The following is a 14,050-nucleotide window of genomic DNA, read 5'->3' on the forward strand; positions in this document are numbered from 1 at the left end:
ATTGCTTTGTTTAATTTAAAGAAAAATACAGCCCTAAGGGTTTTAATAATTTTAGCTATAACCATACTTGCAACAACTGCATGTACTAAAAATCCGGAAAAACCTAATATAGAAAAAAAAGAAGAAAAAGTTCCGGAAAAACTAAAAGCTATGCAAGGTAAAAACGAAGATATAATTAAAGAAATAGAAAAAATTGTTGAGGAAATGAAAAAGCCAGAAGAACCTAAGAAACCAGAAGAAAAAGCCCAGCAACAGCAGCAAGGACAAGGTGATGGCGGTGGAGGCAGCCAAGGTGGCGGAGGCGGAGGTAGCCAGGGCGGTGGTGGTTCGGATTCAGAGGGAGGAAGCGGACAAGATCAGCAGAAAACTTCTGAAAAGACTGGTGGAGAGAAGAAGCCTGAAACAAAACAAGAAAAAATTGATACTATGTGGAAAGCAGTTAAAAAAACCTCTGAGGATTTACATACATCTTGGGGGGATTATGAAATAATAGCTATAGAAAAGGGAGTTAAGAAACAGGAATTATCAAAATTTGAGGATACAATAAATAATTTAACAGTAGCAGTCGAAGATAAAAATATTATTAATTCATTATTTTATTCAAACGAAGTAACATATAACATGGCTCCCTTCTTCGATGCATATAAGGATAATCGTGAAGGCGAATTGATGAGGATAAAATACTTTACAAGGCAAGCTCATTTACACGGAGGAACAGGTGATTGGGATAAAAGCGAAGAGAGCATAAGACAAGCAGAAGAGGCAATGAATATTGCTAGAGCAAGGATTAAGCTTAATAAAGAAGATCAACAGCTTATGGAGAAATTAAATATATCATTAACGAATATGAAAACATCTATTCCCATGAAAAATGTAGAACTTATAAAGATAAAGAGAGATATTGTGTTAAAGAATGTGGATGAAATAAGAGATAAACTATAAAGGAACAAAAGCCATCTTTTACCGTCTAATATAAAAAAGGCACGGGGGTGGCTATTGTGTTTTTAAAGAATAAAAAAAGATTATTAAGCTTTATATTAATCATCTTATTATTTACATTAATGATTTCAGGCTGTTCTTCTAAAGGTATTTATGACTCAAAAACCAGTGAATCACCAGCTCAATCAGCACCTGCTGAAGCTAAGTATACAAGTGATATGGCAGATGCAGTTAGAGAGGAATCGGGCTTCAATTATAGTCAAGTTGCAGGCGAAGCTGAACAAAGTACAGAAAATACAAATGCTGAGACCAATATAGGCAGGAAAATAATAAGATCGGCAAATGTAGAACTAGAAACAAAGGAATTTGACAAAACCACAAATATAATTACAGAGAAGACAAACTTTCTCGGAGGCTATATAGAAAGCTCCAGCATATCAGGTGGACGACCAGTAAATAAAGAAGATTTTAGAAATAGAGTAGCTTCATTTAGACTTAGAATTCCTGAAAAAAGCTTTGAACAGCTACTACTTGATTTTAGCGACATAGGAAATGTAATAAAGATAGAACGCGGTGGAGAGGATATTACAAGTCAGTATTTTGACACTGAAGCAAGACTTAAATCTCTATCAATCCAAGAAGAAAGACTACTAGATATATTAAGAAAAGCAGATAAAATAGAGGATATCATAAATCTAGAAAGAGAACTTTCTAATGTTAGATATCAAATAGAAAGCTATACAGGTACTTTAAGAAAATGGGATAATTTAGTTAGCTTTTCAACTATAGATTTAATAATATACGAGGTTAGAGAAATACAAGCTCCAGAACCTGTTACACTTGGAGATAGAATAGTAGACGGATTCAGTAAATCCATAAAAGAAATTATTAACCTAGGAAAAGAGCTTATAGTTGCAATAGCTGTATTACTTCCTGTTTTATTTATTCTAGCAATCATAGGATTAGTAGCTTATTACATTTTTAAGAAAGTTGTAAAAAGAAGAGTTAAGAAAATAGATAAAGATGAAGATTAAAAAGTACTATATTTTTTCTTCTGATGAGCTATAATGTATATGTAGAACATAACAATATTCTAGAGGTGAATAAAATGGATAATGAAGCATTATTGAAATACTATATATACAATGGTGAAATAGTACCTATATCAAAGGATGATGGATTTAAGGAAGCAACTTCACCATTGATATATGAAGTGATTAGAATTATTGATGGTGTTCCAGTATTTCTAGAGGGACATATAGAGAGAATGAGAAAGTCAGCTGAACTAATAGGTAAGACTATAAAAAAATCTGATGAAGAGATTACAGAGGAAATACATAAGCTAATAGATGCTAATAAAGAGCATAACATGAATATAAAGCTTTTATGTACTAACATAGATAGCCCAAATCAGACATTTATGATTTATTATAATAAAAGCAGCTATCCAGAAAAAGAAGTATATGCAAAGGGAATCCATACTATTCTATTCGACTCTGAAAGGGAAAACCCCAATGCAAAAATAGTTAATGCTGATTTGAGACAGAGAATTAATGATGAAATTAAAGCACAAAATGCCTATGAAGCTCTTTTAGTAAATAGAAATGGATACATTACAGAAGGTAGCCGCTCAAATATGTTTTTTGTAAAGGGTGACAAGGTCTATACAGCACCAGCAGGAGATGTGCTCTTAGGAATAACAAGAAATGAAATTATGAACGTATGTAGGGAGAGGGACATAGAAGTAATAGAGGAAGAAGTTCACAAGAATTCTTTAAAGGGCCTTGATGGAGCTTTTATGACAGGTACATCAGTCAATGCTCTTCCTATAGCGACTATAGATGATATCAAGCTAGACTCGGTAAACAATCATATTATCAAAAGAATAGCAGAAGGCTATTTACAAAAAATGCAGGAATATATAAAAATAAATATAAAAAAATAATAAAATTTTCCAAAAAAGGTATTGCAATATGTAAAAAATGGTGGTAATATAAAAAGGTAGCCTAATTTAGTAGGCTTTACCAATAATGAAAAGGAGGCCGTGAAAGATGTTAATGAGAAATTTGAACAGAACTAACAGAATTGAAAACAGAAATAATAACGGCCTGCGAACAGGTAGAAGAGTTAATTTATAGTTATTTTTTGATGATAAAATAATTATGATGTTTCTAGTCGCAGGTGTATAGTCTGCGACTTTTTATATTTTTATGCACTTTTATTGTGTTGAAAAATAATATAGTCGTGGGCTAGATGCTCGCGACTTTTTGTTTGAGCCAATACATAAGCAACTTGCACGAAATCAGAGAATTCAGCAATATGCTTGTAGTTTTGTATTAAAAAGCCGCAGAGTAACTATCTGCGGCTTTTATTATGCCTGTATTTCAAAAACATACTATAAATTCAACAAAAAACCAGAATGGACATTTTTAATTGCTCAATCGTTATATATATGAAAGCACGTAAGCGGAGGTAGATTTTATGTATTAGAAATATTTAAGGAGGTGATTTGCATGAATGACGTCTTACAGCTGGTAACTTCATTTTATTTACTCGAGAAAAGTGCCAAGAAAAAGGATAAGAAAAGACATAGGGACTTTAAGTTAAGCTTAGATCCTGAGAAAAAAGTACATTAGTATAACATATAGCATTGGAGGTGATAGATATGTTTATACAAAATCCGATAGAAGCAAATATTTTGCTATATGATTTAGATAAAGATTCTCGTTTAGAAGAATTTTTAAGGCTAGAAAGTAAAAAGACTAAAAAGAAAAGCGATAGGATGTGGTAGTATGTTTACAAGCTTAATAATGCAATATGATTATCATAAAGATTTTCGTTTAGAAGAATTTTTGAAGCTAGAAAGCAAAAAGACTAAAAAGAAAAAATATATGAAATAGTATTATGTTCAGTCTTTCTAAGCTAAATCGGAAAAAATAGATTTTCCAAAACACATTACAGGATAGGCAGGTGATATGTATGAATTTATTAGGGGTAACTGTTACAGAATTTGAACTAAAAAAATATGAAACAAAAAAAGATGTTGGTTTAAATGAGTATTTAAGACTAGAGTTCAAAAAAAATAAAAATATTTGGAGGAGATAATGTGATGTTTGATTTTAATATTATGAACGATTTTGAAGTTAGATTTTATAGGGGGTTAAATGAATACTATAAACTTGAATTTGAAAACAATACCTAGCTACGCTATCAGATAAATCAAACATGGGGCAGATGTTAATAAGTGTTAATATCTGCCTGCATATCAAACCTAACAAGGGGGTTATAAAATGGGAGATATTAAAATAGTAGAATACGATAAAATGTATGCTAAATCATTAGCGGATATGTGGAATATGAGTATGGACAGTTGGGGTGGTTCGGATAGCATATACACTGAAGAAAGTGTAATTGAAGAAAATGAAAATACAGGAAATCTAAACATATATGTAGCTTTAGATGGAGATGAGGCTGTTGGATATTGCAGCTTTTCAGAATATAGGCAGGATGAGGGAGCCTTATACATTCCTACATTAAATGTTCGTCCAGATTACCATGGGAAAAAGGTAGGAAAAGCATTAGTACTTCAGGCTGTTAAAAGAACTATAGAGTTAGGGTGGCCTAGGATTGACTTATACACTTGGCCAGGCAATACAAAAGCAGTTCCGTTATATAAGAAGTGTGGCTTCTTCTGGGAGAAAAGGGATGATTCTACGCATTTAATGAATTTCATACCTACAGTATTGCAAACAGATGCTGTGAAGGAATTCTTTGAAGTGTTTGACTGGTACCAGGATTGTAAGAGAAATATTGAAATAAAGCCAGATGGAAATGAAGAAGATAAGTTTTCAAATTATGAGTACATATGGGAAAAGGACGAAAAGTATCTAAGAATGGGTTTTGACAGAAAAGGAAGGGGATTGCGTTTAATCGAGACTGATGATTATCTAATAAGTGCAGATATTCAAGAGCAAGAGCTAGTTTTCGGAAGGGAATATAATATAAGCTACAACATTGTAAATAAAACTGGTAAAAAATTAGATATAACTATTAATGGAGAGGATGATAAAAATATTAAGTTTTCCTTTAAAACAGTCTCGTCAGTAGAAGATAAGCAAACCATTACTGCTAGCTTTTTTGTTGATGCAATAGAAGAGGAGCAAAGTCATTGGAGAACCCATCCTTGTGTGCTAGCTAATATATCAATTAATGGTAAAAATGCTTTGTTTAAGATAGGAATTAAGCCTAAGTTTCCAGCAAAGCTTTCCTTATCAGCACCAAATACACATAAGTTGAAGAATACAAGTTCAGAATTTTATATTGATATTGAAAACAGCTTTAAGGAAAAGGCTGTATTCCAGTTTGTATTACCTGAATCAGATAATATAATAATTCAAAATAGGAGCTTTAGCATAACATTAGCTTCACAAGAAAAATCCTCTATAATGGTGCCATACATTTTAAATAAATCATTTTCATATGAGGCTACGATAAGTATTAAGGCAAATCTTTCAAATAGCTCTGTGGAATTTAAGAGAAAGATATCCTTACAATTTAGTGGATATAATAGTAAATTTGGTGGAGAGTCAGATGAATATTGGAGCGTGTTTAATGGAAGCTATTCATTACATTTAACTAAGTTCGATAATGACTTAATATTAAGAAGAATACCTGGAATCAGTCATGAAGTGGTAGCATTCTATCCTAAGATTGGATTGCCTTTTTCTCTTGAATTCTCTAAGGAAAGGCCTCACACAGTAGAAAGTTATTGTGAAGGTGATTACATTGCTTTAAAAGCTTTTTATAGCTCAAGAGACTTTAAACATATACAGATTGTATCTATATCAAAGCTATATGCTAATGGTTTGGTAGAACACAGCTATGAGATACAGAACACTAATGATGTAGATGCTGATGAGGAAGTATGGTTTAGTCAGAGCTACTATTATGATCTTATAGATGCTATCATTCCTTACGAAGATAAGTACATAAAATTAATTGGAGAAGATAGCAGTGGCTTAGATTTTTGGGATAGCAATAAATTTACTGAGAACTGGATTTACTCCAGCGAGGAAAATGCAACTATCAGCCTATGCTGGCCAGTGAAGGACAAAATAAAATTCAACAACTGGTATTTGTCAATTGACAAAAATCTAGGCAAGATTCCTGCTCATTCAAGTATATGTACAGAACCATGCTATATGGCAATAGATACCTTTAAGGATTGGAAGGAATTAAGAAGATTTGCAATGAAGGATGGCTGTCAAGATAATAACAAGCTGAACACCACTGATAAGCTTGAAATAAATATTAACAATGGAAATCCATTTGTAGGTGACAGATTTGATGTAAGGATAAAAGACTATAGAAAATCTTATTTTGATGGAAAAATGAAACTAAGTTCAATTAATGATTCCATTAAAGAGCTTGAGAAAAAATTCAGTATTATTGATCAAGCTAATGAGACTGTATTTTCTGTTACTGGAAATAACACTCCTAAAATTGATACATTAGCATTGAATATTGATTTTGATTCAGTATTGCTACAGAAGAAGTCGGCAGTATTTAAGATTGACGACAATGCAGTGATTAAGAAAAATAGAAATATGAGAAACGGAATGGAAACTTTATCACTTGATAATGGAGAAATGATAATTAAAACTTCTCCGCAGTTTTCAGGTACTATATATTCTCTACTATACAACTCTAAGGAATGGCTCGATACTTCTTTTCCTGAACCTAGACCTAAATCATGGTGGAATCCATGGTTTGGTGGAATAGTAACATTGCCAGAAGAAATGACTGCGAGGTCATTTGCTGAAGAAGATAGAGAAGCGGATTTCGTAGAACTAAACGATAATGTAGGAAATACTTGGAATGGAATAGTCATAAGAACAAATATAAAGAAAAATGAAAAATTCAAGGGACTTAAGATAGCACAGTACTATTTAATGCTTCCAGGAGTACCAGTACTATGTCAAACTACAGAAATTACTCAAGAGACAGGTTATTATTTTAATTCTAAGAGCTTCATGACAGATATGTATCTTAAGCTAGATGAAGAGTATAAAAACAGCATGGTAACCATAAAGACTCTCTCTGGACAATTAGCAACATATAAAGCAGTAAAAGACTATGATATTAAAACTGATGGAGCTTTGATTTTCAGTAGTGTAAATAGGGAGGATAAGCTGATGGTTTATAATAATGGAAACATTCCTATGTATGGCTTTACCGATAACGAAGCAATAGGGGCCTGTATAATTAATAAAATGGATATTAAGAATAATGAAAAGGTCTTCTTACCAGCAAGCTTTTTAATATTTACTAATGAAGTAATGGATGATGACATGTTGAAATGCTTAAGAAATATAAGATTTTAGGAGAATAGTCATATGAAAATAATAGATGCCCATTTGCACTTTTCTAGAATTGAAAGCTTTGAGAAAACAGCTAAGGATATTTCCTTTGTAGATTATTCTGCATTAGGACTGAATAAGGAGTTTGAGAATAATAATATTATAGCAGGGATTGGAATGGGAGTAACAGAGGAAATGAAAGGAGGATTCCCTGACGTTTCCTCCTCTAATCCCATGAGCCTCGACTTAGAACATAAGCTACCAAGTAAATTAGCATATTGTGTTGGTATTAATCCAGTTAAACTGGTAGGAGAATCAAAAGAAAAAGAGCTCTTACAAATTGAAGAAGCATTAAAGAATAATTCCATTGGCATAAAGATATATGCAGGGTATTATCCATTTTATGTATTTAGCAAGCTAAAGAATAAGTAAATCTAATATAGCTATTAATTATACTAAAGCTATTTTGATTATTAGTAATCAAAGTGATAAACTAGTAATATATGTTATTTAGCAACAATATTTTGAGGGGGTGCCACAATGCAGGTTAGTATGTCAAGGTATTTGCAAGAGAAGAAGCAGTTACTAAAGGAACTAGTTTCTGAATTATCCAAGTCTTTTAAATATGTATCTGTTTTAGGAGCAGATACATGTGGTAAGACATATTCTGTTTACAAGACAGGAATTAGCTTAAACGATTCAGAATGGACTGAGAGAGGATTTGTAGTGAGAGTTCATAATGGATACAATTACTCAGAATATTCCTTTAATAGACTATCAGAAGAAGGATTAGGTTCACTAATCGAAAACATAAAGAATAAGGTTAATAATGATATTAACAGACTGAAAGAATCAGCAGTGAAGATAGGTACTTATCCAGTTATTGAAGAGGATAAGATTGCAGAAAAGGTTTTCAAAGAAGTAGAGATACTTCCTGAGGAAGTAAGTGCTGAGGAAAAAATTAAGACAATGACTAGAATAAAGGATGAGGCCTTTACTTATTCAGATTTGCTAGTGGATTTTAGAATAACCTATGGAGACTGTCATGTATCAAAAATCTTTATTTCTCAAAATAAAGATTTAGAGCAATCCTACATATGGAGTCAGGGAAGTCTTTCAGCAGTAGTTAGAAAAGATGATAATACCAAGTTTTACTATGATAGTGTAGCGGGACTAAAGGGTGTTGAACTACTTGACGAGCTTCAGCATAAAGTAAAAGAAGTAATATCGTATGCAGAGAAACTTCTAGATGCAAAGAAAATCATCCCAGGAGAATATGATGTCATATGCTCACCAGGAATAGCAGGCTTAATAGCACATGAGGCTTTTGGACATGGTGTTGAAATGGATATGTTCGTTAAAAATCGAGCAAAGGCTGCTGAATTTATTAATAAAGAAGTGGCATCAGAGTTAGTAATAATGCATGATGGAGCAGCTGCAGCAGAAAATGTATCCTCATACTTTTTTGATGATGAAGGCGTTCTTGGAACCGATACAATAATAATAGATAAAGGAATTCTCAAAACTGGAATATCAGATTTACTTTCAGCACTAAGGCTAGGTACAAAGCCTACTGGCAACGGTAAAAGAGAATCCTTTGAAAGGAAAGCCTATGCAAGAATGACTAATACATTCTTCGAAGGTGGTAAAGATAAACTTGAGGATATGATTGCTTCAGTAAAAGAAGGCTACCTTCTTGACGTTATGTTAAGTGGTATGGAAGACCCAAAAAACTGGGGAATTCAGTGTATGATTCTAATAGCAAAGGAAATAAAAAACGGAGTGCTAACAGGAAATATTATGTCTCCTGTTATTATGACTGGCTATGTTCCAGATGTTCTAAAATCCATCTCTATGGTATCAGAGGAAGTGGAGATTTTTGGTTCAGGAGCTTGTGGAAAGGGCTACAAGGAGTGGGTAAAAGCAGCTGATGGAGGTCCATATATTAAAGCAAGAGTGAGGTTGGGATAATGATAGATAAAATAAAAGAAATATTATCAAATATTGAGGGTCTAGACGGATGGAAGCTCAATGAGAAGAAAGTAGAATCAAAGGAATTATTCTTTATAAAAAAAGAGCTTGATATGAATAGAGCTAAGGATGTACACCATATAAGCATCACTGTTTATAAGGATTTCGAGGAAGACAGCAAAAAATATAGAGGCTCATCTACAACTGCAATACATCCTACTATGAATGAAGAAGAAATAAAAAATGCGATAACTAATGCCCTATATGCTGCAGGCTTTGTTAAAAATGAATACTATCCATTAGTGGAGCCTAAGGTAGAGATTCAACCGATAATGGAAAATAGATTTTTCAAGGAGTCTATGTCAAACTGGATGCCTAAGCTTACAGACGAAATCTTTATTGCTGATAAATATGATAATGGGTGGATTAATTCAGCTGAGCTTTTCCTAGACAAGGTAAATATAAGAATACTTAACTCTGAGGGAGTAGATGCATCATACGAAACCTACAGGGGAGAGCTTGAGTTTATTACAAATTGGAAGGAAGATGAAGGCGAAGAAGTAGAGCTTTACCAGGATATTGTTTTTTCTGATTATGATGACAAATTCATAACCGAATCTGTAAATGAAATGCTTAAAATATGTAGAGATAAAGCAATTGCAAAACCTACACCTATGATAAAAGATACACCTATAATATTATCTGGAGAGCCAGTAAAGGAATTCTTTTACTACTACTATGACCAAGCAGCAGCACGCTCGATCTATGAACAGACTTCAACTGCTAAGATTGATAAAAACATACAGGGTGATGATGTAAAGGGAGACAAAGTTAACATTGAACTTGACCCTTATCTAGACAACTCTACAGCTTCAGCACCTTATGATGAAGATGGTCTAAGGCTAGCTAGAGTTTCATTATACGAGGATGGTGTATTAAAAAGATATTGGGGCAATACAAGATTTTCTCATTATTTAGGTATCAATCCGACAGGTACCATAAGAAATGTATTAGTAGAAGGTGGCAGTAAGACCTTAGAAGAAATCAAAGAAGGTCCTTATCTAGAGCTTAAAGTATTTTCTGATTTTCAGATGGATACATTGACAGGTGATTTTGCTGGTGAAATAAGATTAGGCTGGTACAATGACGGAGAGAAAATAGTACCAGTAACGGGAGGTTCTATTTCAGGTAATATAAGCGATGTTCATAAAGAGATGTATTTATCTAAAGAAACTCAGAAAACAAATAATTTTAGTGGACCAAAGTCAATAAAGCTACTAAATGTGAGTATTGCAGGCGTGGAGTAAAATATAAACACCGTTAGAAATGAGACTACTGAAACGTCTTTTGCTGTCATCCTGAGCGTTAGCGAAGGATCTCTATGTATTAAAAACACGAGATTCTTCAGCTTCGCTTCAGAATGACAATCTTACCTTTTCAGCAGTTTCAAATTCATATAACGGTGTTTTATTTATTCTACTTTACTTTATCTGCCAACTCAATAAATCTTTCAATATCCTCTTCAACTAGCTTCAATGAGCTTCTCCAAAAATCTATAGAGCGAACATCTATACCAACCATTTTAGTTACATCAGCAATATTATTTCTTCCTGTAGCCACTAATAGCTTATTGTATTCAGGAACGAAATCACTGCCGCGTTTTAGATATTCTGCATAAATCCCCTTAGCGAATAATAGACCAAATGCGTATGGGAAGTTGTAGAAGTTTCTACCAGCAGAATAATAATGTGTTTTATTAATCCACATATAAGGATGTAGATAGTTAGGATCTAATCCTTCACCATATGCTTCTTTTTGTGCATTTATCATTAGTTCTTTAAATTCCTTTACAGATAATGCACTGTCTTTTCTCTTCTCGAATAGATTAGTTTCAAATATATAACGGCTTAATATATCTACTATAACCTGGCCTGCATCAGAAATAGAAGATTCTAAGATCCCAAAGGCTTCCTCTTGAGAAGCTTCCTTTAATGCTGCATTTACTACAATTGTTTCACAGAAAATAGAAGCAGTTTCAGCTAAAGGCATAGGATAGCTACAATTTAAAATAGGTTCATTCTTTAGACAATGTCCATGGTATCCATGGCCTAGCTCATGAGCTAAAGTAGTCATATTGCTAAAGCTTCCATTGAAGTTAGCCATTATACGGCTTTCCTGTATTGGTCGAAGATTAGAACAAAATGCTCCACCACGTTTTCCTTCCCTTGGCTCTGCATCAATCCAGTTCTTTTCAAATGCATTAGCAGCGAAATCTGCAAGCTCATCACTAAAGCTTCTAAAATTCTTAACAATATAGTCTCTAGCTTCCTCATATGTGAATGTAATGTTCACTTCTCCCATAGGAGCAAACATATCATAAAAAGGAAGCCCATTAGAATGACCTAGAAGTTCAGCCTTCTTTCTATAGTACTTACGAAAAGCAGGTAAGCTTTCTTTCATAGCAGCAAGCATGGCATCAAGAGTTTCCTTGTCCATTCTTGAATTATACAAAGTTTCTTCTAAAGGAGAAGAATATCCTCTAAGTTCAGATGTAGTTATTACTTCGCCTTTTATTCCATTTAAGCAGGCTGCAGATGATTCTTCAATTTTTTTATATGATTCTAACTCAGCATAATAAGCTGTTTTTCTTATTTCAGGATTCTTTTCATGAGCTAGGTTCCTTACTGCAGGCAAAGGCAATTGCTTTTTCTCCCCATTTAATTCAATATCTACTAGAAGTGTTGAAGTAATCATATTTTGAAGATTTGACCAAGCAGTAGAGCCCGTATTTCTCATTTTAGAAATTATAATTTCTTCTTTTTCACCAAGCAAATATTTTGCATTATTTGCGGCTTCTTTAATGATAAATTCATGTTTTCTTAATATATCTGATTCAGCAAATAATTCATCAATATTATCAATGCTTCCAATCCATTTTTGATAGCTGACAAAAGCTTTAGTCAATTCTGAAAATTTAATGCTTAACCTATCAGAAACCTTTAATGCTTGCTCATTTTTAGCGTCAACACTAGCAGTAAGTCTTGCATATGAAGCAAGCTTAGTATGTAGAGTAATAAACTCAGACATGCGCTTTATATATTCCTCTGCCTTTGCTACTGCACTTTCCTTAGAACTAAAGTTTAACTCAGCCCACTCCTTTAACTCATCAATTAGTTTGTAGAGCTTTTCCATATCAGATTTAAAATCTTCTGACTCAAAGGATGAATAAAGTTCATTTAAACTCCATCTCATGTCCATCTTAATCCCTCCATGTTATTAATTTATGACTATATATTTATAATACAATTTAATCATGGTAAATTCAATGAAAATATTTAGACACCCGAAATACAATAATTGTTAAAATATTATATACTTACATTTAATATTTTTTGATAATATATCTATATGACAAATTTACTTTTGGAGGAGATAGACATGCTAAAGAAGTTAATATTAAAAGGTTATGGACAGGAACAAAATTATAATTGTGCAGAAAAAATATTATATGGGGCTAATGAAATCTATAACCTAGGCTTAGGAAAAGAGACTATGAAGCTAGCAGCAGGATTTGGCGGTGGAATGGGTATAGAAAGTACATGTGGCGCTCTAACAGCTTCAGTAATGGTGCTTAGTAAGCTTTTTGTTGAAAACACAGCTCACGAAAGCGAAATAAAAGAGTTAACAAGTGAGTTCTTAAATAAATTTGAAAAGTCAATGGGAACCATAGATTGTTCCTCATTGAAGGTAAAATATAGAGATGAAGTAAAGGGCTGTTCTGATATAATATTTAAGGCTGCAGATATATTAGATGAGATAGTAGAAGAGAGAATGAAATAGAAAAATACTACAATTTGCAAACTTGCCACGCTTAATATTTCTATTTTATCTATTGTGTATTAGTTTTGTAAAAGAGACTAGCGCTTAAATTCTAGTCTCTTTCACTTCCTATACGAATTACATCCTCCATTTTTTTCATTATATACTCATATCCTCCAGGACTATGGGGGATAATACATTTAGAGCAATCCTTTATTCCACTACTGTAAACAAAGTTTCCACCACATTTGTCCTTTAGCATATAAAGTGGGCAATAACAGAATAAGCAATTAAAGCTTTCGTTATCCTTGACTTTATGGCAAGGAAAGTATTCACATTTTGAATTCTGTACAAATTTGAAATTTTGGCTCATTTTAATTCTCCTTAGTAGTATTTTTAAAAATTATATCCTATTAAAACTACCCTTATTATATAATAAAACAATTCATAATTAAACAATAGAGGTGAGAAAAATAAAAGCTATTTTTTTAGATAGAGATGGTGTTATCAATGACAATAAAAATCATGTCAATAAACCCGAAGATTTAATAATATATGATGCTGCAAAGAAAGGAATGAAGCTTCTTTATGACGCTGGTTATCAGTTTTTTGTAGTAACAAATCAAGGAGGGGTTGAGTTAGGACATTTAACTCATGAAAATCTTGATAAAATACATGAAAAACTAGTTGCTGAATTAGAGCCTTTTTGCGAAATAACTGAAATAGTATATTGTCCTGATTTTAAAAGAAAATCAGATTGCAGAAAACCAAAACCAGGTATGATTCTAGAATTAGCTGAAAAATATAATATAGATCTAAGTAATAGCTGGATAATAGGCGATATGGAAACAGATATTGAAGCAGGTAAAAGTGCAGGTTGTAAAACAGCAAAGATTGGAGAAGAAAGCTTAAGTTCAGATATAAATGGTAAGGATTTAGAAGAAGTAGCACAGAAAATAATA

At 32.8% G+C, this 14,050-nt stretch carries 14 protein-coding genes; 12 read left to right on the forward strand and 2 right to left on the reverse strand.

The genetic code is table 11. The annotated features are described in order from the left end of the window. The first annotated feature begins 6 nt into the window (after nt 1-6). The 10 genes from ABV008_RS12960 to ABV008_RS13005 all read left to right on the forward strand — a co-directional run bounded on the left by ABV008_RS12960 (nt 7) and on the right by ABV008_RS13005 (nt 10,576). The gene (locus tag ABV008_RS12960) at nt 7-942 is read left to right on the forward strand and encodes a hypothetical protein (RefSeq protein WP_352420252.1); all 936 of its coding nucleotides are present in this window, start codon (nt 7-9) and stop codon (nt 940-942) included. Between the two features lie 56 nt (nt 943-998). Beyond that, the gene (locus tag ABV008_RS12965) at nt 999-1,973 is read left to right on the forward strand and encodes a DUF4349 domain-containing protein (protein ID WP_352420253.1); all 975 of its coding nucleotides are present in this window, start codon (nt 999-1,001) and stop codon (nt 1,971-1,973) included. A 74-nt stretch (nt 1,974-2,047) separates the two neighbouring features. Beyond that, entirely contained in the window at nt 2,048-2,884 is an 837-nt protein-coding gene (locus ABV008_RS12970) for an aminotransferase class IV (protein WP_352420254.1), read from the forward strand. Nucleotides 2,885-3,452: 568 nt separating this feature from the next. Beyond that, nucleotides 3,453-3,575 (forward strand): hypothetical protein, encoded by a 123-nt coding sequence (locus tag ABV008_RS12975; RefSeq protein WP_352420255.1) that lies wholly within the window; start codon nt 3,453-3,455, stop codon nt 3,573-3,575. A 29-nt stretch (nt 3,576-3,604) separates the two neighbouring features. After that, on the forward strand, nt 3,605-3,730 hold the full coding sequence (locus tag ABV008_RS12980; RefSeq protein ID WP_352420256.1) for a hypothetical protein: 126 nt from the start codon (nt 3,605-3,607) through the stop codon (nt 3,728-3,730). A gap of 188 nt (nt 3,731-3,918) precedes the next feature. Further along, nucleotides 3,919-4,044 carry a hypothetical protein gene (locus ABV008_RS12985; RefSeq protein WP_352420257.1) on the forward strand — a complete coding sequence of 42 codons (126 nt, stop codon included), beginning with the start codon at nt 3,919-3,921 and terminating at the stop codon, nt 4,042-4,044. 185 nt (nt 4,045-4,229) lie between these two features. After that, complete coding sequence (locus ABV008_RS12990; RefSeq protein WP_352420258.1) at nt 4,230-7,322, forward strand: GNAT family N-acetyltransferase; 3,093 nt, start codon at nt 4,230-4,232, stop codon at nt 7,320-7,322. A 12-nt stretch (nt 7,323-7,334) separates the two neighbouring features. After that, nucleotides 7,335-7,730, forward strand: a complete 396-nt coding sequence (locus ABV008_RS12995) for a hypothetical protein (protein WP_352420259.1) — start codon at nt 7,335-7,337, stop codon at nt 7,728-7,730. 108 nt (nt 7,731-7,838) lie between these two features. After that, on the forward strand, nt 7,839-9,269 hold the full coding sequence (locus ABV008_RS13000) for a TldD/PmbA family protein (protein WP_352420260.1): 1,431 nt from the start codon (nt 7,839-7,841) through the stop codon (nt 9,267-9,269). Then, a complete protein-coding gene (locus ABV008_RS13005) occupies nt 9,269-10,576 on the forward strand; it encodes a metallopeptidase TldD-related protein (protein ID WP_352420261.1) in 1,308 nt (435 codons plus the stop codon). Before ABV008_RS13000 ends, ABV008_RS13005 begins: the two co-directional genes overlap by 1 nt. Nucleotides 10,577-10,745: 169 nt before the next feature. Here ABV008_RS13005 and ABV008_RS13010 read toward each other — a convergent pair whose 3' ends face one another. Then, complete coding sequence (locus ABV008_RS13010) at nt 10,746-12,527, reverse strand: M3 family oligoendopeptidase (protein ID WP_352420262.1); 1,782 nt, start codon at nt 12,525-12,527, stop codon at nt 10,746-10,748. 180 nt (nt 12,528-12,707) lie between these two features. On the opposite strand from ABV008_RS13010, the gene ABV008_RS13015 reads away from it, so the two are divergent. Further along, nucleotides 12,708-13,109: a C-GCAxxG-C-C family (seleno)protein gene (locus ABV008_RS13015; RefSeq protein ID WP_352420263.1), complete on the forward strand. Its 402-nt coding sequence runs from the start codon at nt 12,708-12,710 to the stop codon at nt 13,107-13,109. A 91-nt stretch (nt 13,110-13,200) separates the two neighbouring features. Here ABV008_RS13015 and ABV008_RS13020 read toward each other — a convergent pair whose 3' ends face one another. Further along, complete coding sequence (locus ABV008_RS13020; protein ID WP_352420264.1) at nt 13,201-13,461, reverse strand: cysteine-rich small domain-containing protein; 261 nt, start codon at nt 13,459-13,461, stop codon at nt 13,201-13,203. Between the two features lie 91 nt (nt 13,462-13,552). Here ABV008_RS13020 and ABV008_RS13025 point away from each other — a divergent pair. Beyond that, the coding region (locus tag ABV008_RS13025; RefSeq protein WP_352420265.1) for a D-glycero-alpha-D-manno-heptose-1,7-bisphosphate 7-phosphatase at nt 13,553-14,050 on the forward strand (498 nt) is incomplete at its 3' end.

It is taken from the genome of Proteiniborus sp., assembly GCF_040308045.1.
In the GTDB taxonomy this organism is placed as follows: Bacteria; Bacillota; Clostridia; order Tissierellales; family Proteiniboraceae; genus Proteiniborus.